Here is a 26686-nt window from a genome sequence, read left to right on the forward strand (position 1 = left end):
TTCGCGGCAGACCGCGTGGCCCGCTACGCCCGACTCGAAATCTTCTTGCAGTACTTGGCGACCGCCCGGCCGATGGAGATCTCGTTGCCCTTCACCCGCTGCGTCGGCGCGCCGACGACGATCGCGTACGCCTCGCCGTTGATCCACACGTAGTGGCCGATCGAGGCGATCTCCGACTGATATCCGCCGATCGACACGAACCAGCCGCGCTCCTTGCCCTGCTCGATCAGGCGCTTGTAGCGCGTCTTGCTGGTCACGGTATTCGGCGCGTATTGCTCGAACTCGAGTTCCTCGATCAACGCGTTGCGCGCGTCGTCGGTCATCGCGCCGAGCAGCGCCTGCCCCGCCGCGCCGATATGCAGCGGCCTCTTTTCGCCGACCGTGGCCGCATAGCGCAGCGTTTGCCCCGACTGCACGACTTCGAGGTAGTGCGACTGATGGCCGGTGCGCGTGGCGAGAAACACCGTCTCGCCGGTTTCGTTGCAGAGCTCCTGCAACACCGGCCGCACATGCGACAAGAGCGGATCGTTGTCGATGATGACGCGCGCCTCGTCGAAGATACGGCGCGTGGGATAGTAGTCCGCCGAATCGTGCACGCGATACAGGTAGCCGTTCGATTCGAGCGTCCTGAGCAGCGCGAGGCAGCTCGACTTGGGGAACTCGAGACGTTTGCTGATCAACGCGAGCGGCACCGCCTGCTTGAGCTCCGCAAACAATTGAAAAATCTCGACTACGCGCCGTGCGCTTTTGACATCCGAATCGTTCGCGACGGTCATTGCGCCCCCGTGAAAGCCTAAGGAAAACCCGAATTCACGCATGGACGGACGGCAAACGCGCTTGCGCTGCGTTTGCACATCGCCTATTCTGAGTTCATGGATAAGCATAGACGTTCACGTACATGAACGCAAGGAATTTTCGGAACGGGCGGCGGTCGAGCGTGCGAGAGTGCGCCTCGGCCGTGTTGACAGGCGCCCGTCACGTGTATCGCGGAGGAGACTCGCATGGCATCGAGCATCATCGTCAGGCCGCTGGCCGGTTCGCTGGGCGCCGAAGTGTTCGGCGTCAATCTGTCCGGCGAACTGGATCCTTCAACGGTCGCACAGATCCGGCGCGCGTTCCACGAGTACCTCGTGATCTTTTTCCGCGAGCAAGATGCATCGGATAACGATCTTGCTCACTTTGCCCGTTATTTCGGTGAGCTTGCGGTGTTGCCGCCGCACCGGCAGCATCCGGGCTCGTTGCCCGAACTGCTGATCATCGACAAGAAGCCGGAAGACGCGCTCGTCTTCGGCTGGGAATGGCATTCTGACACCACGCACCTGGAGATTCCACCGCTCGGTTCGGTGCTTGCCGCGCGTATCCTGCCGCCGGTCGGCGGCGACACGCTGTTCGCCAATCAATACATGGCATACGACACCCTCTCCGACGGCATGAAGGCCATGTTGGCCGAACTGCGCGCGGTGCATGCGAACGGCCACATTCTCGCGTCGCTCGAAGCCGAAGACGTGCTCGCGCAGGGCCAGGGCTACGGCAGCCATACGACGCTGTCCGCGGTGCATCCGGTCATCAGGACGCACCCCGAGACCGGCAGGAAGGCGCTGTTCGTCAATTCGCTGCATACGGAACGTTTCGAGAATATGACGGTGGCCGAAAGCGCCCCGTTGCTGCGCTTCCTGTTCGAACACTCGACGCGACCCGAATTCACCTGCCGCTTCCGCTGGGCGCCCGGTTCGATTGCGTTCTGGGACAACCGCTGTTGCCAGCATCTCGCCCTCGACGATTATCCCGGCCAGCGGCGCCTGATGCATCGCGTGCAATTGCGCGGCACACGGCCGGTATAGATCCGCGAGGAGTCCGCAAACGCACGGAAACGAGACGCGCAATTCTGGAGGAAGACACCATGTCGATCGCAGAGGCAACTATCGAACGGATGCCTGTCGGCGCGGCGCACCGCCGGATGTTCTGGCTGCTCGGCGCGGGCATGCTGATCGACGCTTTCGAGTTGTTCATGCAGTCGGGCGTCGTGGCTTCGATGGTGCACACGAACTTCACCAGCACCAGCGGCGTCGCGCAGTTCATCTTCGCCACTTTCTTCGGGCTTGCGATCGGTTCGGTCATGAGCGGCACGCTCGCCGATCGCTTTGGACGCAAATCGCTCTACCAGTTCAATCTGCTGCTGTTCAGCCTCGCGACGCTCGCAACGGCGGCGGCGCCCTCGTTCACGCTCGTCGTGATCTTGCGCTTCATCGCCGGGATCGGATTGGGCGGCGAACTCGTGGTGGGCTACGCGATCATGGCCGAGATGACGCCCGCGCATTGCCGCGGACGCTGGGGCGTGACGCTCGGGCTGCTGGTGAATTGCGCGCAGCCGCTGTCCGCATTCGTCGGGGCATGGTTCCTGCCGGCTGTCGGCTGGCGCGCGATGTTCGTGGTCGGTGCTGTGCCGGCGCTGATCGTCTGGTATCTGCGTCGGGCGCTGCCGGAATCGCCTCGCTGGCTCGAACGTCAGGGCCGCACGGCGGAAATGCATGAAGTGCTCGACGCGCTGTGGCTCGAAAATACCGGCGACGCGCACGCGCCGCGCGTCGCGCCGGCGAGCTTCCTGCCGGAGCGCAACGAGTTGCCGTGGACCGCGCTGTTCGGCCGCCACCGGCTCGGGCGCACGCTGTTCTGTTTTGCGATCGTGTCGCTGATTCTCGCGAGCCAGTACGGTTTTATCGGCTGGGTGCCAACGCTTCTTCTGCATCGTGGCCAGTCGATCGTGCACTCGCTCACCTACTCCGCGGTAATGGCGATGGGTGCGCCGATCGGCATGCTGATCCCGATCTTTCTCGTAGACCGGCTCGGGCGTCGCACCGTGGTGGCGTCGGCATCGTTTCTTGCGGCCGCGGTTGGCATCGGCTATGCGTTCGCACTCGATGCGCCGGCATGGTTGCTCGTCACCACGGGCTTTCTCGAAGTGCTATTCGTGCAAATCACCGCGAATACCGTTCTCGCCGTCTACCTGCCCGAGCTCTTTCCGACCGATATCCGTGGCACGGGCTTTGGTGCGTCGACCGCAGTCGGGCGGGTGTCGGCCGCGATCATGCCGTATTTCGTTCTGTTTGTGCTGAACGGCTTCGGCTCGTTCGCCGTCTTCGTGATGCTGGCGAGCGTGCTGCTGCTGTTGTGCCTGCTGGTGCTCGCGGTCGGTCCGGAAACGCGCCGCAAAACGCTCGAAGATGTCGAGCGGGAAATTCTCGCGGGCGTGGACTTGAGCGCGGATCATAAGCACGCGAAGTCGCCGGCATCCTGAGGCGGAGTAAAAGAACTCGCCGCGCGCGGCTTCTTTCAAAGCGCTGCGGTGAGACGTTCAGCGCATATGCGCGAACCGGCGAAACACATTCGCCTCTTCACTGCGATGCGAGGTGACGCGCGCATGATTCATGGCGGGGTCGAGCAGCGTGATGCCGGACCACTCGCCTTGTGCGGACAGTTCGTGAATCAGATCGACGATGGTCTGACACACCACGGAAGTCGCGGAATTCATCGGCGTCGCGCTGGACCAGCAGACGCTCGCCGGGCGCTTCAACGCCGGGTCGACGATCCTGCGCACTCGCGGGCGCCTTGCCGGATCGCGTTGCGCCAATGCCGACACCGGCAGGATCGTGCATGCCGCGCCCGATTGCGCGACTGAAATGAGCGTGGGAAGCGAGTCGATATCGGCGACGATATTCAGCTCGACGTTCTCCCGCGCGAAGACCCGTTCGAGCAACAGGCGCAAACCGTTCGAGATGCCGGGCGCGACGAGTTTCACGCCGCCGAGTTGCGCGAGGGCGCAGGTTTGCGCAAGCGAGTCGACCGTTCCGCCCGGCTCGCCGAATACGTAAAGCTGTTCTTCGAGAACCGGCAGCGCGGTCACGCCCAGCGTATCCGCATCGCGAAACAGAATGGCCAGATCAATGCGTTCGTTGGCGAGCAGTTCGCTGATAAAGCCACTCATGCTCTCAAAGAACTGCAAACGGATGCGAGGAAAGCGTTCCTGAATGCGCGCGAATAGCGGCATGGCGAGAATCGACGCCATGGTGGTCGGAAAGCCCACGGCGACGGTGCCGCTTTCGGCATTTCCGCCCTCCCGCACTTCCTGCTTGAGTTCTTCCATTTGCCGCAATACGAGCCGGCTATGACGATAGAGCGACTGGCCCGCGGCGGTCGGCGCCACGCCTTGCCGGCTTCTGATCAATAGCTTCGTTTCGAGTTCCTCCTCGAGGCGGCTCATCTGCTGGCTCAGCGACGGTTGCGCGACATACAGCTTCTCGGCCGCCTTGCCCATGCTGCCGCAATCGACGATCGAAACGAAGTATCGGAGCTGACGGGTATCCATGATTCGTGATCCTGAGTTTAACGGTCAGAGGTTATGCCTATGATGGACTCATTCAATTGGTATTTCCACGCAAACCACACTTCTTCTACAGTCTTTCAATTGGCATCACACAAGCGCGCCGGCACGTTGGCGCCCGACAGGAAATGCAGACCGTTCTTCGCGAGAGAGAAAGCATCGATGGCGGCATAGCTGATATGCCGGCGATCCAATTGATGCTGCACGGCGATCAAAACAACAATGGACTCGTCGACGCCCCTTTCGCCCACTTCTATTTACGGCTCATGAATCCTGCAACCGCAACGACTTCATCCCACGCGCTGCTTTCCGTGCTCGCCGCGAACGGAATCGATCGTGTTTTTCTCGTGCCCGGTGAAAGCTATCTGGGGATTCTCGATGCGCTCGCGGACTTTCCGCAGATCGACGTGGTGACGTGCCGACATGAAGCGGGCGCCGGTTTCATGGCGTGCGCGGACGGACGCTTGACGCGCCGCCCGGGCGTCGTGATGGTCAGCCGCGGACCCGGCGCGAGCAACGCGTCGATTGCGCTGCACACCGCGCAACAGGACGGCATTCCTCTGCTGCTGATCGTCGGACAGATCCCCAAAGCGGATTTGCGCAAGGAAGCGTTTCAGGAGATCGACTATCGAAGCATGGTTGGGTCGATCGCCAAATGGGTCGTGGAAGTCACCGAGCCCGAACAACTGGCGGCCGCCGCGTTCAAGGCGTTGCGTATCGCCACGGCCGACACGCCCGGCGCCGTCGTGCTGGTCGTTCCCGAGGATATTCAGCAGCAGCAGGTCGTGTCGGATGTGTGGCAGGTGCCGCCTTCCGTGTCGACCATTCCGTCCGACGTAACGCTCGAGCGTATCGCCCGTCTGCTCGAACAGGCACAGCGGCCCCTCATCATCGCCGGTGGCGCGTTCGAAGCGCCGCGCGGGCGCGAATCGCTGCTGCGGCTCGTGCAAACGTACGATGTTCCCGTCGCGGTGTCGTTTCGACGCCAGGATATTTTCCCCAATCAGCATCCGCTGTATGCGGGCGATCTGGGATTGGCCAATCCGGCGGAACAGATCGAAGCCTTCGAGTCGAGCGACTTCGTGCTCGCACTCGGCACGCGGCTGGGCGACATCACGACGCAAGGCTATCGCTTCCCGAAACCGCCGCGCGCGGCGCAGACATTCGTGCATTGCCACGCGGATGGCCACGCCGTCGGTCTGCATGTGGCGCCGGATATCGGCGTGGTGTGCGATCCGGTTGCGCTTGCCGACGCGCTCGTTGGTGTGCACCGTTCGCAGGCGCGCTCGCGGCAGTGGACTACACGCTTGCGAGGTATCGCCACACGCATCGCCGAATGGCCGGCCCGCACCATCGAACCCGGCGACGGCGTGCGATTCGTCGACGTCGTTCGCTCGCTTGCAGACCATGCTCCCGCGGACGCCGTGATCTGCGTCGACGCCGGCACGTTCGCCGCGCCCGTGTACCGCCATTTTCCTTTTCGCTATCCGCGGCGCCTGATGTCACCGCTGTCCGGCGCTATGGGTTACGGCACGCCGGCCGCCATTGCGACGCAATTGCGCTTGCCCGCGCAGAAGACGATCTGCCTCGTCGGCGACGGCGGATTTGCCATGACGGGCAACGAAATGATCGCCGCAGTGCCGCGCCACTTGCCGATCCTGTTCATTCTCTCCAACAACAACTGCTACGGATCGATCCGCGTTCATCAAGACCGCACCTATCCGGGACGCCATATCGGCACCACGCTGACCAATCCGGATTTCGCCCTGATTGCCGGCGCGTTCGGCATCGAAGCCGAGCGCGTGACGGCTTCAGACGAAATCGACGCCGCCGTCAAACGCGGCCTCGCGGCACGGCGGCCCTATTTCATCGAAGTCATGTCGAGCATCGAATCCGTTCAGCCACTGTCGAGTGTGCCGTCGATGGCGCTCAACCAGGAGTCTTGATTGCGGTAATCACCCTACAACTACAGAGACGCAAGGAGACAACATGAAGATCATGTCCACGGCAGGACTGCTGGCAATCATTGCCGCAACCGCGCCACCCGCTTTTGCTCAGTCGACCCTCACGCTGTACGGCATGATCGACGAGGGGCCCGAATACAACAGCAACGCAGGAGGCAAGCACCTGTACAACCTGACCACGGCCGCGCAAGGTGGCAGCCGTTGGGGGTTTCGTGGCTCGGAAGATCTCGGCGGCGGCTTGAGCGCCATCTTCAGGTTGGAGAACGGCTTCGATCTCGGCACCGGCAAACTGGGCCAGGGCGGCCTGATGTTCGGCCGGCAGGCCTACGTCGGGTTGGCGTCCACGCGTTTCGGCTCGGTCACGCTGGGACGTCAATACGATTCGGTGGTCGACTACATCGGACCGCTGACCGTCGGCGACCAGTGGGGCGGCACGATCGGTTCGCACCCCGGGGACCTCGATAACTTCGACAATAGCCAGCGCACCAACAACTCGGTCAAATACGCGAGCGCGAACTACGACGGCATCACGTTCGGCGGTCTGTACAGTCTTGGCGGCGTGGCGGGCAACGTCACGCAGAATCAGGTGTGGTCGCTCGGCGCCGGCTATACGAATGGCCCGCTCGCGCTCGGCGCCGCATATTTGAACGTGCGAAATCCGAATGTCAGCTTCTTCGGCAACAGCACGACGGGCACGGCCACGCCGGCGGCCAACGCCATCACGAGCCCTGTGTATAGCGGTTACGCATCGGCGAGTACCTATCAGGTGATCGGCGCCGGCGGCAATTACACGATCGGCGCGGCCACACTCGGCGCCACCTATTCGAACACCAAATTCATGGGCCTCGGTAATACCGCGCAAAGTGGTCCGAATCCACGCCACCTCGGCGGTGAAGTAACCTTCAATAACGTCGAACTCAGTTTCAAGTACCAGGTGCTGGCCAGTCTGCTGGTCGGGCTCGAATACGACTACACGCGCGGTAGTTCGGTGAACGGTGCGGATGCGGCCCAGTATCACCAGGGCACGCTCGGCGTGGACTACTTTCTTTCGAAGCGAACCGATGTGTATCTGGTCGGCGTTTATCAACACGCCTCGGGGGTAGACTCGACCGGCAAGCCGGCAGTCGCGGCGATCAATCAGGTCACCGCGTCGAACAGCAATAGTCAGACCGTCGTGTCGCTCGGCTTTCGCCACAAGTTCTGATGAAACTCCCTCCGCACGCGGTCCGAGCCGCTAACCCCAGCCGATTTCTCCCACGTTTGCGCGTCACACCCGCGCGCAATGAACGTGCGCAGTCCCAACGGACACAAGGACGCACCATGACAACCAATCTGCGCATTCCCATCGCCGCGCGAATCGAGCGCCTTCCCGAATCGAACTACCTGCGATTATCGATTCTGCTGATTTCGCTCGGCACGTTCTGGGATTCGTACATGCTCTTTTCGGTCGGGCCCATTTCAGCGCATTTCTTCGCTTATCTCGGGCAACCGCATCTCGCTACCGAATTGCCGCTGGCGCTTTTTTTCGGCACGTTCGTGGGCGCGGTCGGCTTGAGCACGGTGGCTGACAAGATCGGCCGGCGCGGCGCCTTCACGCTCGACCTGTGCATTCTCGCAACCGGCGCGCTGCTCGCCGCATTCTCACCGAATGCCACGGTATTGCTGATCGCGCTGTTTATTGCGGGCATCGGCACAGGCGCGGAACTGCCGTTGTCGACGACCTACGTGCAGGAACTGTCGCCCGCGCGAGCGCGCGGCAAAATGTCGAGCTTCGCACTGACGATCGGTTTTCTCGGCGGCACGGTGGGCGGTTTCGCCTCGATGCTGCTCGTGCCGCTGAATGATCTACCGCTGCCGGGATTCCGCATTGCATTGCTGCTAGCGGCAGTCGGCGGCTTTTCATCGCTCCTCTTGCGGCTGGGCTTGCCCGAGTCGCCGCGCTGGCTGGAACGCATGGGCCGGCGCGACGAAGCCGACGACGTCATGGATAAAATCGAGCGCCGCGTCATGCGCGAAAAGAACCTCGTCATGCTGCCGCCCCCGCCGAAAACGGAGTACGAAATCGAGAGCGGCGTATCGCCGATCAGCCTGCTGCTGTCGCGCGCCTATATCCGCAGAACCATGAGTGCGTGGGGAATCGAACTGTTGCAGGGATTCGGTGCGTACGGCTTTGCGACGTTCGTGCCGTTCTTTCTTTATTCGCGTGGCTATTCGATCGTGCACGCGCTGACCTACACCGCCGTCATCCAGATCGCGTACCCGGTCGGCTGTCTGGTCTCGGTCTACATTACGGACAAAATTCAGCGCAAATGGGGCATGGCGTTCGCGTATGTGCTGAATATGATCTTCGGCCTGTGTTTTCTGCTGGCGGACTCGACCTACATGATCGTGCTGTTCGGCTTTCTCACCGAGGCCATGATTTTCATCAACGGCCCGTTGCTGCACACGTATGAGGCTGAAATCTATCCGACCGGCATCCGGGCGCGCGGCGCCGGCATCAGTTTCGCACTCAGCCGGCTGGGTGGCTTTTTCGCGCCGCTCGTCGCGTCGTTCCTGCTGGGGATCGGTGCGGGGCATGGCTGGTTGATCGGCATCGGCGCCGCAGCGTGGTTTGCCTGTGCGCTGGTGGCCGCGTTCGTCGCCGTTGATACGACCAACATCAGTCTGGAAGATCTCGAAGTGAAGCATTGACGCGCCAATCGCTGCCGGTTCCTGCGTCGGGCGACAACGCCCTTCGCAATGAAAGCGGCAGCGATTTCCGGGCGGCCCGCTCAACCGAGCCGTGCAATCAGCGCGTCCGTGAATACCGCCGTCGATGCATGACCGCCCAGATCGGGCGTGCGCACGTTGTCGTCGTTGAGCGTCTGCCTGATCGCCTGATTCAGACGCTGCGCGAGATCGCCGGCGCCGACGTGTTCGAGCATCAGGCCCGCGGCCAGCATCTGCGAGACCGGATTGGCAATGCCGCGCCCGGCGATATCCGGCGCCGAGCCGTGCACGGCTTCGAAGATGGCGGCGTCGGCGCCGATATTCGCACCGGGCGCGAGGCCGAGTCCACCGACCAGTCCCGCGAGTTCGTCCGAGAGAATGTCGCCGAACAGATTCGTGCACAGCAGCATGTCGAACTGCCACGGATTCAGCACGAGCTGCATCGCACAGGCGTCGACGATGCGATCGTCGACGGCCACCCTGCCCTCGTAATCGCGCGCCACCTCTCGCGCCGTCTCGAGGAAAAGACCGGTCAGCGCCTTGAGCACATTCGCCTTGTGGATCACGGTTATCTTCTTGCGCCCGTGCTCAACCGCGTAATCGAATGCGTAGCGCGCGATGCGCCGGCACCCTTCGCGCGTGTTCATTCCCGTTAGAACGGCGACGCCATGCGGATCGTCGCCTATCGGAATGTAATGTTCGTGCGCCACATAAAGACCGCCGATGTTCTCGCGCACCAGCACGATATCGATATCGTCATAGCGACCCGGCACGATGGTGCGCACCGGCCGGAGATTGGCGTAGAGCGAAAACGCCTCGCGCAGCCGCACATTGGCGGAGCGGAATCCGCCGCCTATGGGTGTGGTCAACGGCCCCTTCAGCGCGAGCCTCGTGCGGCGAATGCTGTCGAGCGTCGTCTCCGGCAACGGTTCGCCGCCGCGTTCAATTCCGGCCATGCCCGCGTGCTGAATGTCCCACGCAAAGGGCGCGCCTAATGCGTCGAGTACCTTGACTGTGGCAGCGGTGATTTCCGGGCCGATGCCGTCGCCCGGTATCAACGTCGCGGGAATGGGGAATGATTTGCTTGCACTCATCGACGACTCCTTCTGTGTGTGCCGGACACGGCAATACACAGCGATACGCGGCGACAGGCTCGCGAGCAATGCCGCCGGATGCCCGGGTAGAGCACTATTATCAAAACTTTGCGCCCGCCTCACAATCGGTTTATCGAGCATAGCAGCTATGCCGCAAAGAAGCAGGAGCGTCAGAATGGATCTGAGACGACTCGAATTGCTGATGCAAGTGTCCGCGTTCGGCAGTTTTTCGAAAGCCGCCACTGTGTTGGGCATCGCGCAACCTGCGTTGGGCCGGCAGATCCAGAAGCTCGAAGAGGAATGCGGCCTGCGTCTGCTCTACCGCCACGGCCGCGGCATTTCGCTGACGCCGGAAGGCCTCGCACTGATCGAACGCGCGAGTCCGCTCGTGCGCCAGCTGGCCGCGATTCCAGCGGATCTGCAGTCGGAACGCGACTCGCCGCATGGACTCGTCACCGTCGGCTTGACGCCGACCGTGTGCAATCTGATCGGCATGCGGTTAATCGCCGGCTTGCGCAAGACGCATCCCAATCTGCAGGTCAACGTGGTATCGGGCTATAGCGGCTATGTGCACGAGTGGCTGATCGACGGTCGCCTCGACATGGCGATTCTGCACGACGCCCGCCGCTCGTCCACCGTCGCGGTCGATCCTTTGGCGGCGGCGGAGTTGTTCCTCGTCACGCCGGCCGTCGCCACCAACTTCACAATGCCTGACGAGACGACGCTTGCGGACGTTGCGCAAATACCGCTGGTTTTGCCGACGCGCAATCACGGTCTGCGCCGCACGCTCGAATACGCGGCCAGCAAGGAAGGCGTGACGCTCGACGTGCAGTACGAAGTCGACACGCTCGAACTGCTCAAGGAGATGGTGGTCGCGGGCCTCGCCTGCACGGTACTCGCGAAACCGGCGGTGCTCGGCGAACTGGCTGCGGCCACGCTGCGCGCGCGGGCGCTCGCCAGGCCGCAATTGCACACGCGGCTCGTGCTCGCGACCGCGGTTCACCGTCCGGTCACGCACGGCATCCGCGTCGTCGAACTGGCGATCAAAGCGCTGTTTACAAAGCTTATCGACCAGCACGATCAATATGGTCTCTCGCTGCCGCAATAGCGTGAGCGAACCATAGGATTCGGCTATGTCCGTGTCATCGTTTTGGTATTTCCGCGTTGCGAGCGCTTGCTCTATATTGGTTGCAACACAACGCCGCCGCCTCAACCGCAATACGGCGAACCACTAAACGGAGACCCTCGCACGTCACGCGCGCCACGGCCTTGCATCGGCATTGCGTGACAGTCACTTCATCGCGCCGGCAAGAACTGCAGCGTCTCTCGCAACGCCCGGTCAATCATGCCGCGACCGGCTCCGCGTTCACCCAGTGCATCGGTCACGCATGCTGCCATGCAGCGCGAGGGAATTCCAATCGCACGGTTTCTGCTCTAGCAAAACCGGGGCGCAGCATCGCAAGCCAGATATGTGTCACACAGAAGAGGACGCTATGGAGCACACTATGAGTGAACCGAAAGAACCGATCGATGTCGTGGCGATGTTTCCCCAGGTCGCCGACATCAGCGATGCGACGCTACGCAAGGCCGTCATTGCCACATGGGAGACGCTGTGGGAAATGAGCCCCTGGAAGCGGATCGCAGAGGTTCCGACATCGACTGAAATTCCCTACCCAACTCTGCCGCATAACCAGTGTGTGCTGGAGATGGCGATGTCGGTCGCGGATCTGTTCGAACGCCACCACGGCATCAAGGTGAATCGCGATTATCTGATCGCGGCGGCCGTGTTGCAGGACGCGAGCAAAGTGGTCGAGTTCGCACCCGACGCCGAAGGCAAGGTCGTCGCGACCGATATCGGCAAGCAGTATCCGCACGCGTTCTGGGCCGCGCATCTGGCCTTGCGCAATGGCATTCCCGACGAAATCGTGCACGTGCTGCTCACACATTCGCCTCAGGCGCCGAAATTCCCCGCCACGCTCGAAGGCAAGATTCTTTACTACGTCGATCAGATAGACGTGATCGGCATTCACAAGGACCGCTGGCGCAAAGAGCTTTTCATTACGAAGTGACGCGCGCAGCGTGAGCGGTCATTGCCGGTTCGTATTGCCTGGAGGAAACAATGAGCAAGAGAAGCAAGCTGCGTGAATTGATTGCCGCCCCTGAAATCCTGGTGATGCCGGGCGTGTTCGATGGTTACAGCACGAGACTGCTCGGCGCTTCCGGATTTGCCGCGGGCTTTGTGACCGGCGCCGGCGTGAGTGAAGCCAGTCTCGGCTGGGCCGATCAGGGCATCATGGGACTCGAGGAAAACCTGCGCGTCACGCGCGCGCTCGCCTCCTGTTGCGAGCTGCCGCTGATTGCCGACGCCGACACCGGCTATGGCAACGCGGTCAACGTGCATTTCACGGTGCGCGCATTCGACGGCGCGGGCGTCGCCGGCGTGATGATCGAAGATCAGGTCTGGCCGAAACGTTGCGGCCATATGAAAGGCAAGCAGGTCATCTCCGCCGAGGAAGGTGCGGAAAAAATCCGCGCCGCAGCGGAAGCACGGTTCGATCCGGAACTCCTCATCATGTCGCGGACCGATTCGCTCGCCACGCACGGCATCGACGAAGTTATCAAGCGGTTGAACATGTACGCCGAAGCCGGCGCGGACCTCTTGTTCGCCGACGCGCTGCTGGCCACGGATCATATTACGACAGTGATCAAGAACGTCTCCAAGCCAGTTTGCGTCAACATGGGATTCGGCATTCGCCAGCGCTCCACCACGCCGTTGATCTCCGCGCGGCGACTGCAGGAGTTGGGCGTGGCCGTGGTGGTCTATCCGCGCTTGCTGACGGCGGCGGCCATTCAGGGCATGAAGAACGCGATCGCGACGCTAAAGGAGTCCGTGGCGAGCGGTGAAGTGATCGAGCGTCCGGACCTCGTCGTGTCGTTCGAGGAACTCAATGATCTGGTCGGGATCGCGGAACTCGAGCGCATCGAACAGCGCTATCTGACGCCGGAACAATATCAGCAGAAATACGAGCATGCCGCTTACGAAAAACGGCCGTGACCGCAACCCCTGGCGCGGCGCATGACATGACCGATTCGGGAAAAGATCGCCGCCACGCTTTAACGGATGAACCGCCCGTCTGCCAGTCGCCGGACGCCTCGCCGGTTGCGCTGCCGTTCGTCTTGCCGCCGGGCGCATGCGATTGTCATGCGCACATCTATGGACCGCCCGAACGGTACCCGTACCGCGCTGAACGGCGCTATACGCCTGCGCCGGTCGGCCTCGACGAATATCGCGCATTGCTCGCGAAGCTCGGCGTCACGCGCGCGGTGATCGTCCAGCCGACCGTCTATCACGACAATCAGATCACACTCGACGTGCTCGCCGCATCGTCCGGCGCATGGCGCGGCATCGCGCAATTGCGATCCGATGTAAGCGATGTGGAACTCAAGCACCTCGACGCTGCCGGATTCCGCGGCGTGCGTCTGCATACGCGTTCGGGACTCGACGATCTGGACGCGATGGCAAGACGCGTGGCGCCGCTCGGATGGCACGTGCAATTGCATCTCGATGCGCGTGATCTGCCGGAGATCGGCCCTCGCCTCGCACGTTTGCCGGTGCCTGTCGTGCTCGATCATTTCGCGCGCGTCGTCGTTCAGGACGGCCTCGATCAGCCGGGTTTCAAGGCGCTGCTGACGCTGATGGAAAGCGGCCAGTGCTGGGTCAAACTATCCGCGCCGTTTCGCCTCGGCGACGACGTTTCCCCCTATGCCGGCGTGCTGCCGTTCGCCAAGGCACTCGTGGCGGCGCGCCCAGACCGGCTGGTCTGGGGCAGCGACTGGCCGCACTCGTCCTATCACGGCGTGATGCCCAACATGGGCGTGCTGCTCGGCCTCGTCGGCGAGTGGGCGCCCGAGGCCGGCACCCGCGACATGATTCTCGGCATCAATCCCGCGCGGTTATACGGCTTCGAATAGCCGTATAGCCGTGCGTTTTCTAAACGTGGAGAGTGGCATATGGGCAGCACGAAAATCCAGCAGATGCGAGCGCTTCTGAATTCCGGCGAGATCATCATTTCGCCGGGCGTCTACGACGGCTACAGCGCGAGAGTGATCGAGAAGATGGGTTTCAAGGCGGCCTCGACGACCGGCGCGGGGCTGGCCAACTCGCGCCTGAGCCAGCCGGACATCGGCATCATGACGCTCACCGAGAACGTGGATGCGTGCCACTGGCTGGCGCGTTCCGTCTCACTGCCACTGATGGCCGATGCGGACACCGGTTACGGCAATCCGGTGTCGGTGTATCACACCGTGCAGTTGTTCGAGGAAGCCGGGGTGGTCGGCGTGAATATCGAGGATCAGGTCAGCCCGAAGCGTTGCGGCCACATGCGCGGCAAGGAAGTGATCGACGCACGGGAAATGGCCAAGAAGATCGAAGCCGCGGTGAAGGCGAAATCCGACTCCGGCTTCGTGATCAATGCGCGCACGGATGCGATCGCCGTCGAGGGTATCGATGCCGCGATCGAGCGCGCGAAGCTGTACGTGGCCGCCGGCGCGGACATGGTCTATCCCGACGCGATCGCATCGGAAGAGCAGATCAAGAAATTCGTCGACGCCGTCGACGCGCCCGTCAGCATCAACATGGGCTTCGGCATTCGCTCGCGACCCACCACGCCGTTGATCCCCGTGCGCCGTTTGCAGGAACTCGGCGTGAAACGCGTCACCGTCGCGCGGATGTTGCCGGCGGCCGCGATCATGGGCATGATGCGCGCGCTCGAACTGTTCCGTGACGGCGCGCAGAACGGCACGGTGCACGACCGGCCCGATCTGCTGGTGGGCATCGACGATATTACCGACCTGATGGGCTATCCGATGATCGACAAACTCGAAACGGAATTTCTGCTGCCCGAGGATATCGAGCGGAAATACGGTTCGGGAGAGGCGAACTACGTGGTGCGTGAGAAACGATAGGACCTTGAGCGGGCACGCGGTTTTGCTACTCGCTGCCCGCTTCCTCGTGCGTCGGTAAAACTTCTTCATGCCCAGTTCCTCGGCAATCCTCGACATGAGGCCGTCGCGCCGCCACTGCAACCATTTGATGTAACGGGTCTGCGACGGAGGAAAGGATGCGGGCAGTCGATGCCATTTTTCGTTCTGCGTCGTGACCCACAGGATTGCATTCAGCACGTCGCGCGAATTTCGCGCTGGGCGCCCGGAGCGCCGTTTCGTATCCTGCTGGAAAAGATGACTCACACGCTGCCAGGCGTCGTCGGAAAGCGGGAGGGAAAGCATGTCGACCTACAATTAACTAACAAGTACATTTCGATCTTATCCTTTGGGATTCCCCTCTAAATCCCGGAGTAGCTGTGGTTTCGCCTGCAAACCCCGGAATCGCCCCGCTTCCGGCCATGCTAAAGATAGCAACCGCCGCGAGGAAAGCTGCATGCGCTGACGTTTCGGGGTTGAGGACGCGCGTTCGACAAACCCTAATATCGGTTCAGCGGTCCCGGCAAGGTGTCGTCCTTGCGCTTCGTCCTCGCCCGATCCGCACTCCGGCGTAGAACCGCACCGATCTCTTTCCATCGAGGACGACTGCGCGCATCGTCTCCCGCATAGTTCGATTCGACCGCGGCGATCAAACTCGCGGCATCCTGATCGCCGGTCGCATCGATGTTCTCGAACCGCGCGGGACGACCGAAGTCGCCTCCTCTATCCATCCACGCATACAAGGCCGGAATCGTTTGCCGCCACTCTCCCTTGCGCGCGGCCATCGCGAGCTTGCGCCAGGCGAGCGCATCGCTTGCCAGCCAGCGTTTTCGCGCTTGACTCACCGCACGCTCGCCGCGCCGCACGAAAGACCCGACACGCGCACGCAAGGCAATCAACAGAATCACCCCAAGCACGACGACACAGCCGACAATGACCTGCCGTGCATGAATCACGACGATTCGATGCGGCATGCCTTCACGCATCGCGTCGACGGGTAGCTCGAACAGCGGCTTTTCCCGTACCGCGGCGGCCGAGAAACGCACCGCCGGCAGGACGACCTTCTCCTTGCGCCGCGTCGTCGTGTTCCACCATTCGATCGTCACGGGCGGCAGATTGTAGGTGCCCTTGCGATCGGCGACGTAGCTCGCGCTGTCGGTTCGCTCACCGGCGACGAGTCCGGCGCGGTCCTCGACGATGTTGCGCGTCGCCGCGGGTTTCGCGTAGCGCTTGAGTCCGGCTACGTCCGCGAGCATCGCGGGCGGAATCAGCATCGACTCGGTGCCCGCGGCGCGCTGCGTGATCGTGCGGGTGAGCGGCACACCGACGGCGAGATGCCCCGGCGCCGGTTCGATTTTCTGTTCGACGGTGAGTTTGGGCGCGGCGAAAAAGGTGCTCATGCCTTCAGCGCCGGGCGGCAGGGTCGCGACCAGTTTCAACGCGGGCGTCGTCACCTGCGCCGGTCCTGTCATGCCGCCGGGATACACGGTAATCGTCAGCGGCGCAATCTCGAAGGTCTTGCCCGCCTGCGGCGCGATCCGGTACGCGCGGCTCACGCCGAACCAGCGCGTGCCGTCGATGTCCTCGGACAGATTGTCGGCCTGCTCGTCGGGCAGATTCACGATCGCGTCGGGAATGGTGAACAGCGGCCAGTTCGGCGCTTCGGTGAACCACGTGGTCGTCAGCACATCGACGACCAGCTTGACCTCGCTGCCCGCCACGACCGGACCGGCCGGTTCGAGATGCGCGCGCGCCATGATGCGCGGCGCGGGATCGGCTGCGGCGGATCCCGATGCCAGCAAGGAAGCCAACAACGCAACGCCGAATAGAAATCGCTTCATGGCGTGCCTCCCGTCTTCGCTGCGGATTCCTGTTCGAAGCGCTGCTGCAGGAACACGGCGGGCGACGTGTTCAGGTTGCGCATCCACGCATCCTCGCTCGGCTGTGGCGCCGCCTCGATCACCGCGGTCGTGCCGCGGCCCTTCTTCTTGTCGACCTGCACCTGGTCGGGCGGATCTTGCTCGGGGTCGGCTTCGTTCCGTTTGTCCCTTGCCAGCAGCGTCTGCATGTACGCGCGATTGGCCGTCGCCTGCGCAAGCGACGGTTGCAGTTTGAGCGCGTTGTCGTAGGCCTTGATGGCGCCCGCGTAATCGTCGAGATGCGCCAGCGTATTGCCGATATAGAAATACGACTGCGCCGACTTGAGCCTCGAGAAAGTCTCGAGCGCACCGGCGTAATCTCCCGCCAGATATTGCGCGCGTCCTTTCCACATCGGATCGTCAAAGCGTTCCGCAGCCGCCTTGTAGTTGCCGTGTTCGAGATTCCAGCGCCCTTGCTGATCGTGCGTCGCAAACAGATCGAGCCACTGCCATTGCGCGGCTTGCGCTTGTCGCGGCAGCGCGCCGAACGCGAGCGAAAGCAGCACGACGGGCAGCCACTTGACGGTCCAGCCGCGCCGGAAGCTCCACAGCGCGAGCAGCAGCAGCGGCAACACGAGCCAATAGCCGCTCTCCTTCCAGCGCGGCTCGATCTTGGTCTCCTCTGCTTGCGCGAGATAGGACTGTGCGCGATGCTGGACCCACGAGACATCGTCGTCGTCCGCACGCATGCTGGCGAGCGGAATGTCCGCGTCGCGCGCAACAGTGCGGATCGCGTCGGCGTCGAACGTACCCAGCAGTGGATGGCCTTCGGCATCCATCTGGATCATCCCGTCCGGGCCGCGGATCGGACCGCCGTGTTCCGTGCCGACCGCGAGCCAGAGCAGTTGATGCCGAAGCGATTTCGCTTTTTGCACGAAGGCGTCCGCGCCGTTCGCATCGAAGCCGTCGCTCATGAAGACGATCGTGCCCGCCGCCGGGTCGTTCGTGAGAACCCGCTCGGCGACGTCGAGACCCGCGGCCGCGTTCTTGCCATCGTGCGGCATCAGTGAGGGTGAAAGCGCGGGCACGTAGAGTTCGAGCATCGCCGGATCTTCGGTCGGCGGCACGACGAGGTGGCCTGTCGATGCGAACACGACGAGCCCCGTTCGCGCGCCCTTGCGCGCTCTCGCGAGATCGAGCACCTTCTGCTTCGCGCGTTCGAGACGGGTCGGTGCGATGTCGGTGGCGTCCATCGAATGAGCGAGTTCGAGCACGACGACGAGCGGCGCCTTGTCCTGATTGAACGGTGGACGTTCCTGCTGCCATGTCGGCCCCGCCACGGCAATCGCGCCGATGCCGAGCAGCAGCGCGAGCGTGTGAACCGGCTGAATCACGCGACGTTTCGCGCCGCCGACGATCAGATGCTCCAGCAATTCCGGCGCGATCACACCGCGCCAGCGCGCGCGCACGTCGTTGCGACGCAGCCAGACGAACGGCAGACCGAACGCCGGAATCAGCAACAGCAGCCACGCCGGCCGCAGGAAATGGAACGCGGTCAGATCAATTTCCATGCTGAGCCTCGCTCACCGGCACGCCCTGCACGCCCCGCGCTCGCCGAGGCGCGCGCATCCACGCGATCAACAAAGCCAGCACGTGATAAAGCGCGAGAATGGACAAGCCGACCGCGACCGGCACCCAGAAATAATCGCGCTGCGGCCGGTAGATCTCCCGTTTGATTTTCTCAGGCGTCAGTTTGTCGAGCGTCGTGTAGACATCGGCCAGATCCTTTTCCTGACCCAATGCGCGGAACGTACGGCCGCCTGTGATGCTCGCGATGCGCTTCAACGCATCGAGGTCGACGCGGTCTTCGCCCGTCGTGTCCGGATCGCCGATGCCCACGGTGTGCACCACCAGCTTGTGCTGTTTCGCGATCTCGGCCGCCCGCTCCGGTGGGATCGCGCTGCTGGTGTCGTTGCCGTCGGTGAGCAGGATCAGCACCTTCTCCTGCGCGTGCGAATCGGCCATCAGCTTGACGGTCAGTCCGATCGCGTCGCCGATCGCCGTACGCGGACCCGCCATGCCGATCTGCATCTGATCCAGCAGAATCCGCACGCTGTCGTGATCGAGCGTGAGCGGCGCCTGCGGATAGGCCGCGTCGCCGAACACCACGAGGCCGATGCGGTCACCCTTGCGCTCCGCCACGAAGTCGGCGACGACGCGCTTGACGGCGCTCAGCCGGTCCATGCGCTCGCCTGCCGGATCGACGAAATCGCGCGTGGCCATCGATCCCGACAGATCGATCGCCAGCATCAGATCGCGAGCCGGTTCGTCGCGCACCACCGGCGGCTCGACGAACACCGGCTTGGCCGCGCCGATCACGAGCAGCACCCACAGCACGGGCATCAGCAAACGCAGCAGCCAGTGCCGGCGCAGACGCACGCCGCCGGGCGCCGGCTTCTCGCCGGCGGCCTGCGCCATTTCATGAAAGAACGGCACGCGCACGGCCATGGCCGTGGTGCGATAAGCCGGTATCAGCCACCACACGAGGATGGGCAGCGGCAGCAGCGCGAACATCCACGGAAAATCAAACTTCCACATGATGATGCTCGATCCAGTCGCGCGCATGCCGGATCAGCGCGGCTGCGTCGTCCGGCGAAAGACGCGCGACCTGCTCCGGCGGCGCATAGCTTGCGAGCGTGAGAAGCGGACCGGTTTGCGCGTCGAAGCGCCCACGCGTGCGTTGGAGAAAAGCGAGCCACGCGTCGCCGGTCAGCGCCGCCACCTGCGCGCGCGGCGCAATTTCGAGCGACGTGCGCTTGAGCAAACGCGGTATCGCGGCGAGCATGGCCGCGCGTTGCAGCGGGTCCGCCTGCCCGGTCGCGAGGCTCGCTTCGATTCCGGCCAGTTCCTGCAAGGCACTACGCCGGTAACGCTGCCGTTCATAGCGGCGCCAGCCCACCCATAACGCCAGCAGCACGGTCGCCAGCAAGAGGAAAGCGACGAACACCCAGCCAATCGTTTGGGGTGCGTACGATACCGGCGCGGGCAGCGGCAACTCCTGCAATCCTTGCAGTTGCGCAGACCCATTCGCCACCGCCGACACGATGCCCGACGCGCCGCTCATATGCCGCTCCCGGTGGTACGCCGCGCGCGTTCGCCGAAGAGACGCCGCACCTGATCGACAGCCGGCTCGTCAGTGGAGAGCGCCATCAACGGCACGCCGCTCGTGCGCAGCAATTCGGCCACTTCGGCCGTGCGGCCGCTAAACAGGCTCGACAACGGCCGGCGCACGCGCTCCTGTTCGATCCGCAGTTCGACCTGCAAGCGCCCTTCGCTGACGACGAGTGCGCGGTGGCCCGGCATCTGCTGCCACAGCGGATCGAAGATCATCGCGGCGACCACGTCGTTGTGTGCCGCGAGTTGCCGCAGCAAACGGCGCGTACGCTCGCCCGCGCCGGCGAAATCGCTGATCACGCAGATCAGATAGTCGTGTCCCGCCAGTTGAAGCACGCCTTCGAGCGCGGCGTCGAGTTGATCGTAAGCGGTTCGGGTCTCGCTTTCGGCGCGCAGTGCGCCGTTCATCGCGGCGAGCGCGCCGAACAGCGTCTTGATGCGGGCGCGGCTGCGCAACGGCTTGATGCGCGTGAGCTGGCTATCGTTGAAGAGCACGCCGCCGACGCGGTCGCCCGCGGCGAATCCCATCCACACGGCAAGCGCGGCAGCTTCGGCGGCCACCACCGATTTGAACGCGCGACGCGAGCCGAAAAACATGCTCATGCGCTGATCGACGACCACCAGAAGCGGCCGGTCGCGCTCCTCGGTATAGGTGCGAACCTGCGGTCTGCCGAGCCGCAACGACGCCTTCCAGTCGATATGGCGGACGTCGTCGCCCGGCAGATAGCCGCGAATCTCTTCGAAGTTCAGGCCGCGCCCGCGCAGACGCGACGCGTGCGCACCGGACAGCACGCTCGACACCGGCGCGGGCGCGACGAAACTCAGGCCCCGCGCCTGAAATTCGAGCTTCGCCAGATGCGCGGCGTCGACATACACGCTGCCGATGTCAGTTGAGGACAGCACGGCTACGCCACTCCTTAGCATTGAAACGACAGCCGGATCAGGCCGGCACCGCCACCTTTTCCACCAGACGGTCGATCACCCGGTCGGCGCTGATACTGTCCGCGTTGGCATCGTAAGACAGGATCAGGCGGTGCCGCAGCACGGGATGCATGACGGCGCGCACGTCGTCGGGCGTGACGAAACTGCGCGCCTGCAGCCACGCCTCCACGCGGCTCGCACGGTCGAGGCCGATCGCGCCGCGCGGGCTTGCGCCGACTTCGATCCATTTGCCGAGGTCCGCGTCGAGTTCCGCGCCGTGCCGTGTCGCGTTGACGATCGACACGATATAGTCGTCGATCGCCGGAGCCACGGCAATCTGGCGGATTTCGTCGCGCACCGCGAAAATGACGTCCTGCGACAATACCGCCGGCGCCTCGGCGGGCGCATTGCTCTCGTGCCGCAGCAGCCGCAGCATGGCGACTTCGCTATCGGGCGACGGATAGTCGATCAGCACTTTGAGAAGAAAGCGATCCATTTGCGCTTCGGGTAATGGATAAGTGCCTTCCTGTTCAATCGGATTCTGAGTCGCCATCACGAGAAACAGCGCGGACATCAGATGTGTTTTTCCCGCGACTGAGATTTGCCGTTCTTCCATCGCTTCGAGCAAGGCGGATTGAACCTTGGCCGGCGCGCGGTTGATTTCGTCGGCGAGAATCAGATTGCCGAAAATCGGTCCGGGTTGAAAACTGAGCGTGCGTTCAGTGCCGGATTGCAACAACGTTTCCGCGCCGGTGATGTCGGATGGCAACAGATCCGGCGTGAACTGAATGCGGCTCATGGTGGCCGCTAGCCGCGTGGCAATGGCCTTGACCGTGCGCGTCTTGGCAAGCCCCGGCAGACTTTCCAGCAAGACGTGGCCGTCCGCCAGCAACGCGATCAACACCTGCCGAACCACGGCCTGCTGGCCCACGACCGCCTCATTCACGCTCGCTTCGAACTGCAGAACGGTTTCGCGCATCGTGCTTTCTCTCTCAAGTCATTATGTGATATCTGATTGGGCGACCCGGATGCCATACTTGCCGCAGACACGGTAATGCACCTCTGCGTATTCGTCAAAGCTTCCAACTTGTTTAAAAAAAATTATGAAATATCGTGAAAAAATTGCTACTCTCCAACTGGCTCGTTTGCACGAGTGCAACATCCTTATTCTGTATCGCTAAGCTTGTCCTGAAGCTTGAAATAGAGAGTCGACCGTCACGTACGACGACCCGGCCGTTTCACTGCGTGAGAGAAAAGATGACGAGTGCAAGAGATCGAGGGTCAGCCAAGCCGTTCCGCTCGAGCGGAACGGCCGCCGCGACAGCAACGCGTGCGTCACGCATGCGTAAACTGTTGCTGTGGGGCACCCTGCTCGTCATGCTTCCCGCATGCGTCGGCGCCGCTGTCAGTTGGGCCTTCACGCCGCACACTCCCGCTCATCCGCAAATCGTCCTCGGCGACGGCACGCACGGCCCGCTCGGCATGGCCTGGGTGCCCGGCGGTCAGTTCCTCATGGGCAGCGACGCCAAACAGGCGCAGCCGAACGAGCGCCCCGCGCATAAGGTCAAGGTGCATGGCTTCTGGATGGACCGCCATCACGTCACGAATGCCGAATTCCGCCGCTTCGTCGAAGCCACCGGCTACGTCACCACCGCCGAGAAAAAACCCGACTGGGACAGCCTGAAAGTGCAGTTGCCGCCCGGCACGCCGCGTCCGCCCGATAGCGCGATGGTGGCGGGCGCGATGGTGTTCGTCGGCACCAATCGTCCGGTGCCGCTGGATGATTACTCGCAGTGGTGGCGCTATGTGCCTGGCGCCAACTGGCGGCATCCGACTGGACCCGAGAGCAACATCATTGGTAAAGAGGACCACCCTGTGGTTCAGGTCTCCTACGAGGATGCGCAGGCTTATGCGAAGTGGGCCGGCAAGCGCCTGCCGACCGAAGCCGAATGGGAATTCGCCGCGCGCGGCGGCCTCGAACAGGCCACGTATGCGTGGGGCGAGCAGTTCTCCCCTGACGGCAAACAGATGGCCAACGTGTGGCAAGGCCAGCAGGCGCAGTCGTTCCCGGTCGTCAATCCGAAAGCGGGCGGCGCGCTCGGCACGAGCCCGGTGGGCACCTTTCCGGCCAACGGCTACGGCCTCTCGGACATGACCGGCAACGCCTGGCAATGGGTGGCCGACTGGTATCGCGCGGACCAGTTCAGACGCGAGGCGGTGAGCACCAGCGCGATCGACAACCCGGCGGGTCCACGCGACTCGTGGGATCCCGCCGACCAGGGCGTCCCTGTCGACGCCCCCAAGCGCGTGACACGCGGCGGTTCGTTCCTGTGCAACGAAACCTATTGCCTGAGCTACCGGCCCAGCGCGAGACGCGGCACCGATCCCTATAACAGCATGTCGCATCTCGGCTTTCGCCTGGTGATGGACGAAGACACCTGGAAAGAAGCCGGCGCCCGCCAGGCTTCGGCGAGAGCCGCGGGTGCGCCCGGCGTCGCCGGCGGGTAGATCGCTGGGTTTGATCGTTACTTAACCGCTGTTTCTCGCGCCCACGAGGTGTCCGCGCGCGCGCATGTCCGTTCAATCGAAATGGAGCCCGGATGCAACCGTGCTATCAGACTGTGTGGTCGAGTCGTGCCCTGCGCCTGATCCGGGCCGCTGGTGTCGTACTGAGTCTTGCCGGTTGCGCCGCGCAGCATGATGCCGTCACACGCGCCCAGCCCACGGCGCAGCAGTCCATCGCCACGTTGTCCTCATGGCGTGACACGCCTGCCAAACAGGCGATCCAGTCCTTCGTCAGCGATGTCACCCGCGAAGGCTCGCCGACGTTCGTGCCGCCCGCGGATCGCATCGCCGTATTCGACAACGACGGCACGCTGTGGAGCGAACAGCCGCTGTATTTCCAGTTCGTCTTCATGCTCGATCAGGTGAAGGCGGTCGCGCCGCAGCATCCCGAGTGGAAAGACAACCCGGCTTTCAAGGCGCTCGTCGCGAAAGACTACGGCGCGCTCGCGAACCAGCAGAAGGCGTTGCTGCAACTGATCGGAGTCGCCAATAGCGGCATGAGCGTCGACGACTACGACAAGACGATCCGCGTGTGGCTCGACAGTGCGCGCCATCCGAAGTTCGGCCGGCCGTATACGGAGCTCGTGTATCAACCGCAACTGGAATTGCTGGCCTATCTGCGCGCCAACGGTTTCAAGACCTTCATCGTGTCGGGCGGCACGATCGAGTTCATGCGGGTGTGGGCCGAAAGGGTCTACGGCATTCCGCCCGAGCAGATCATCGGCTCCAGCCAGGTGGTGCAGTACGAGATGCGCAACGGCCGGCCCGCGCTCGTGCGCCAGCCGAAAATCGATTTCGTCGACGACGGTCCGGGCAAACCCGTCGGCATCTATCGCAACATCGGCCGCAAACCGATTCTCGCGTTCGGCAACTCGGACGGCGATCTGCAGATGCTGCAGTACACCGCGAGCGGTCCCGGACGGCATCTCGCATTGCTGCTGCATCACGACGACGCCGCGCGCGAATTCGCTTACGACCGTGCGTCGAAAGTCGGCAAGCTCGACAAAGCGTGGGACGAAGCGGTCGCCGACGGCTGGACGGTGGTGAGCATGAAGAACGACTGGCAAACGGTGTTTCCGGCGCCGAAGCAGTAAGCCGCACAAGGCAGCGATCGCAGGCCGCAGGCAGACAGCGGCCGACGAGGGGCAACCCCGTCACAGGGAGCAACGCATGACGGGCGAATAACGGGCAGATAGGCGTCACAGTCCATTGGAGCGACACAATGACAAAGGTGCTGAAAAAAGGGCGTTACGCGTTGGGGGCGACCGTGCTTGCCCTTGCCGTGTTCGGTGTGCTGATCCTTCCATCGATCAACGCACCCGCACAGACGCAACCCGCGGCCAAACCCGCGGCGACGAGCGCGCCACAACCGGCCGCCAAATCGTCGGCGAAACCGAACATCCTCGTGATTTTCGGCGATGACATCGGGCAGACGAACATCAGCGCCTACTCGCGCGGCGTGGTCGGTTACAAGACCCCGAATATCGACCGCATTGCCAACGAAGGCATGATCTTCACGGACTATTACGCCGAGAACAGTTGTACGGCGGGCCGCTCTTCCTTCATCACCGGTCAGACGCCGTTGCGTACAGGGTTGTCGAAGGTCGGCGCACCAGGTGCGCCGGTCGGCTTGCAAAAGGGCGACATGACGATCGCCCAGGCGCTCAAACCGCTCGGCTACGCAACGGGCCAGTTCGGCAAGAACCACCTTGGCGACAAGAACGAGTATCTGCCGACCAACCACGGCTTCGACGAGTTCTACGGCAATCTGTACCACCTGAACGCCGAAGAAGAACCCGAGCGTCCGTATTGGCCGAAGGACAAGAACGATCCGTACGTGAAGAACTTCTCGCCGCGCGGGGTGATTCATAGCACCTCGGATGGCAAGGTTCAGGACACCGGCCCGCTGACGGCCAAACGCATGGAGACCATCGACGACGAGACCGGCGCGCACGCGGAAGAATTCATCCGCAAGCAGGTCAAGAACGGCACGCCCTTCTTCGTCTGGATGAACTACACGCGCATGCACGTGTTCACGCACGTTCGTCCTGAGTTCAGGGGCAAGAGCGGCATGCCCGGCAACGAATACGCCGACGGCATGTGGGAGCACGATCAGGACGTCGGCAAACTGCTCAAGCTGCTGGACGACCTGAACATCTCCAAAAATACCATTGTCATCTACACGACCGACAACGGGCCGAATCAATTCTCGTGGCCGGACGCGGCGACCACACCGTTCCGCAGCGAGAAGGACTCCAACTGGGAAGGCGCGTTCCGCGTTCCCGCGATGGTGAGATGGCCGGGGCATATCAAGGCGGGTGAGGTATCAAACGAGATGTTCTCGGGGCTCGACTGGTTCCCCACGCTGCTCGCCGCGGCGGGAGACGGCGGCGTGAAGGACCGGCTCCTGAAGGGCTGGGCGCCCAAGGCGGGCGGCGCGAGTTTCAAGAATCACCTCGACGGCTATAACCAGTTGCCGTTCCTGACCGGGCAGACGACCAAGGATCCACGCACGGAGTTCTATTATTTCGACGACGACGGCGATCTGGTGGCGATGCGCTGGGATCAGGACGGCAATGCCTGGAAGGCGGTGTTCTGCGAGCAGCGCGCCAAGGGCAACCTGGACATCTGGCAGGACCCGTTGGTCTGCTTGCGGCTGCCCAAGCTGTTCAACCTGCGCATGGATCCTTATGAACGGGCGGACATCACCTCGGATCAGTACAACGACTGGGTGACAAAGAACGTCTATCTCAACGGCATTGCCACGATGAAGGCGTCGCTGTTCCTGCAGACCTTCGTCAACTATCCGCCGAGCCAGCGGCCCGCGAGCTTCAGCGTGGACGGCGCGCGCCGGCAGGTCGACAAAAAGATCGACGAATCGTTCAAGAAGCGCGGACTGGAATAGCCCCGCCCTGCGTTGCGCGCGCTGCACTCCGATGGCGCGCGCAACGCATCACCCGAGCGGCGCGTGCCACGCGCCGCTTCAACACTATTCAACTTCAATCGATGACGCACACGCTGACCCACCGCGCCAAGAGTCCG

23 protein-coding genes and 1 pseudogene are annotated in these 26686 nt (G+C 63.0%); 13 read left to right on the top strand and 11 right to left on the bottom strand.

All coding sequences use genetic code 11. The features are described 5' to 3' along the window. Positions 1-23: 23 nt before the first annotated feature. Positions 24-776 carry an IclR family transcriptional regulator gene (locus tag PQR42_RS16680; RefSeq protein ID WP_408205425.1) on the bottom strand — a complete coding sequence of 251 codons (753 nt, stop codon included), beginning with the start codon at positions 774-776 and terminating at the stop codon, positions 24-26. Between the two features lie 225 nt (positions 777-1001). On the opposite strand from PQR42_RS16680, the gene PQR42_RS16685 reads away from it, so the two are divergent. Both PQR42_RS16685 and PQR42_RS16690 read left to right on the top strand, forming a co-directional pair. After that, positions 1002-1841: a TauD/TfdA dioxygenase family protein gene (locus PQR42_RS16685; protein WP_408205424.1), complete on the top strand. Its 840-nt coding sequence runs from the start codon at positions 1002-1004 to the stop codon at positions 1839-1841. Between the two features lie 59 nt (positions 1842-1900). Next, positions 1901-3295: an MFS transporter gene (locus PQR42_RS16690; protein WP_408205423.1), complete on the top strand. Its 1395-nt coding sequence runs from the start codon at positions 1901-1903 to the stop codon at positions 3293-3295. Between the two features lie 57 nt (positions 3296-3352). Here the strand turns inward: PQR42_RS16690 and PQR42_RS16695 are convergent, their stop codons facing one another. After that, positions 3353-4363 (bottom strand): LysR substrate-binding domain-containing protein, encoded by a 1011-nt coding sequence (locus PQR42_RS16695; protein ID WP_408386478.1) that lies wholly within the window; start codon positions 4361-4363, stop codon positions 3353-3355. 95 nt (positions 4364-4458) lie between these two features. Beyond that, on the bottom strand, positions 4459-4629 hold the full coding sequence (locus PQR42_RS16700; RefSeq protein WP_408386476.1) for a hypothetical protein: 171 nt from the start codon (positions 4627-4629) through the stop codon (positions 4459-4461). 15 nt (positions 4630-4644) lie between these two features. Between PQR42_RS16700 and PQR42_RS16705 the strand changes: the two genes are divergently transcribed. From PQR42_RS16705 to PQR42_RS16715, 3 genes are all read left to right on the top strand, one after another. Next, complete coding sequence (locus tag PQR42_RS16705) at positions 4645-6324, top strand: thiamine pyrophosphate-dependent enzyme (protein ID WP_408386474.1); 1680 nt, start codon at positions 4645-4647, stop codon at positions 6322-6324. 52 nt (positions 6325-6376) lie between these two features. Next, entirely contained in the window at positions 6377-7546 is a 1170-nt protein-coding gene (locus tag PQR42_RS16710; protein ID WP_494478185.1) for a porin, read from the top strand. A 116-nt stretch (positions 7547-7662) separates the two neighbouring features. Beyond that, positions 7663-9033, top strand: a complete 1371-nt coding sequence (locus PQR42_RS16715; RefSeq protein ID WP_408205418.1) for an MFS transporter — start codon at positions 7663-7665, stop codon at positions 9031-9033. 80 nt (positions 9034-9113) lie between these two features. Here the strand turns inward: PQR42_RS16715 and PQR42_RS16720 are convergent, their stop codons facing one another. After that, a complete protein-coding gene (locus PQR42_RS16720; protein ID WP_408205417.1) occupies positions 9114-10145 on the bottom strand; it encodes an isocitrate/isopropylmalate dehydrogenase family protein in 1032 nt (343 codons plus the stop codon). A gap of 175 nt (positions 10146-10320) precedes the next feature. On the opposite strand from PQR42_RS16720, the gene PQR42_RS16725 reads away from it, so the two are divergent. From PQR42_RS16725 to PQR42_RS16745, 5 genes are all read left to right on the top strand, one after another. After that, positions 10321-11253 carry a LysR family transcriptional regulator gene (locus PQR42_RS16725; RefSeq protein WP_408205416.1) on the top strand — a complete coding sequence of 311 codons (933 nt, stop codon included), beginning with the start codon at positions 10321-10323 and terminating at the stop codon, positions 11251-11253. 397 nt (positions 11254-11650) lie between these two features. Beyond that, on the top strand, positions 11651-12214 hold the full coding sequence (locus PQR42_RS16730; protein ID WP_408205415.1) for a hypothetical protein: 564 nt from the start codon (positions 11651-11653) through the stop codon (positions 12212-12214). A gap of 50 nt (positions 12215-12264) precedes the next feature. Further along, a complete protein-coding gene (locus PQR42_RS16735; RefSeq protein WP_408386470.1) occupies positions 12265-13200 on the top strand; it encodes an isocitrate lyase/PEP mutase family protein in 936 nt (311 codons plus the stop codon). Next, a complete protein-coding gene (locus PQR42_RS16740) occupies positions 13197-14117 on the top strand; it encodes an amidohydrolase family protein (RefSeq protein WP_408386468.1) in 921 nt (306 codons plus the stop codon). Before PQR42_RS16735 ends, PQR42_RS16740 begins: the two co-directional genes overlap by 4 nt. Before the next feature lie 39 nt (positions 14118-14156). Beyond that, positions 14157-15110: an isocitrate lyase/PEP mutase family protein gene (locus PQR42_RS16745; protein ID WP_408386466.1), complete on the top strand. Its 954-nt coding sequence runs from the start codon at positions 14157-14159 to the stop codon at positions 15108-15110. Between the two features lie 96 nt (positions 15111-15206). Here the strand turns inward: PQR42_RS16745 and PQR42_RS16750 are convergent. The 7 genes and pseudogenes from PQR42_RS16750 to PQR42_RS16780 all read right to left on the bottom strand — a co-directional run. Further along, positions 15207-15431: pseudogene (locus tag PQR42_RS16750) on the bottom strand (transposase); the annotation flags it as partial. 194 nt (positions 15432-15625) lie between these two features. After that, entirely contained in the window at positions 15626-16966 is a 1341-nt protein-coding gene (locus PQR42_RS16755) for a hypothetical protein (protein WP_408386464.1), read from the bottom strand. After that, positions 16963-18555: a vWA domain-containing protein gene (locus tag PQR42_RS16760; protein ID WP_408386462.1), complete on the bottom strand. Its 1593-nt coding sequence runs from the start codon at positions 18553-18555 to the stop codon at positions 16963-16965. The genes PQR42_RS16755 and PQR42_RS16760 overlap by 4 nt, the downstream gene beginning before the upstream one ends. Beyond that, on the bottom strand, positions 18545-19582 hold the full coding sequence (locus PQR42_RS16765) for a vWA domain-containing protein (RefSeq protein ID WP_408493677.1): 1038 nt from the start codon (positions 19580-19582) through the stop codon (positions 18545-18547). The genes PQR42_RS16760 and PQR42_RS16765 overlap by 11 nt, the downstream gene beginning before the upstream one ends. Further along, complete coding sequence (locus PQR42_RS16770; RefSeq protein WP_408205407.1) at positions 19569-20108, bottom strand: DUF4381 domain-containing protein; 540 nt, start codon at positions 20106-20108, stop codon at positions 19569-19571. The genes PQR42_RS16765 and PQR42_RS16770 overlap by 14 nt, the downstream gene beginning before the upstream one ends. After that, positions 20105-21082, bottom strand: a complete 978-nt coding sequence (locus tag PQR42_RS16775) for a DUF58 domain-containing protein (RefSeq protein WP_408205406.1) — start codon at positions 21080-21082, stop codon at positions 20105-20107. Before PQR42_RS16775 ends, PQR42_RS16770 begins: the two co-directional genes overlap by 4 nt. A 16-nt stretch (positions 21083-21098) precedes the next feature. Further along, positions 21099-22058, bottom strand: coding sequence for an AAA family ATPase (locus PQR42_RS16780; protein ID WP_408386460.1), 960 nt, complete (start codon positions 22056-22058; stop codon positions 21099-21101). A gap of 362 nt (positions 22059-22420) precedes the next feature. On the opposite strand from PQR42_RS16780, the gene PQR42_RS16785 reads away from it, so the two are divergent. From PQR42_RS16785 to PQR42_RS16795, 3 genes are all read left to right on the top strand, one after another. Next, the gene (locus PQR42_RS16785; protein WP_408386458.1) at positions 22421-23587 is read left to right on the top strand and encodes a formylglycine-generating enzyme family protein; all 1167 of its coding nucleotides are present in this window, start codon (positions 22421-22423) and stop codon (positions 23585-23587) included. A gap of 92 nt (positions 23588-23679) precedes the next feature. Beyond that, complete coding sequence (locus PQR42_RS16790) at positions 23680-24738, top strand: HAD family hydrolase (protein WP_408386456.1); 1059 nt, start codon at positions 23680-23682, stop codon at positions 24736-24738. Positions 24739-24866: 128 nt separating this feature from the next. After that, positions 24867-26549 (top strand): arylsulfatase, encoded by a 1683-nt coding sequence (locus PQR42_RS16795; protein WP_408205402.1) that lies wholly within the window; start codon positions 24867-24869, stop codon positions 26547-26549. The last annotated feature ends 137 nt before the right edge of the window (positions 26550-26686 follow it).

The organism is Paraburkholderia sediminicola, from assembly GCF_046027355.1.
In the GTDB taxonomy this organism is placed as follows: domain Bacteria; phylum Pseudomonadota; class Gammaproteobacteria; order Burkholderiales; family Burkholderiaceae; genus Paraburkholderia; species Paraburkholderia sediminicola_B.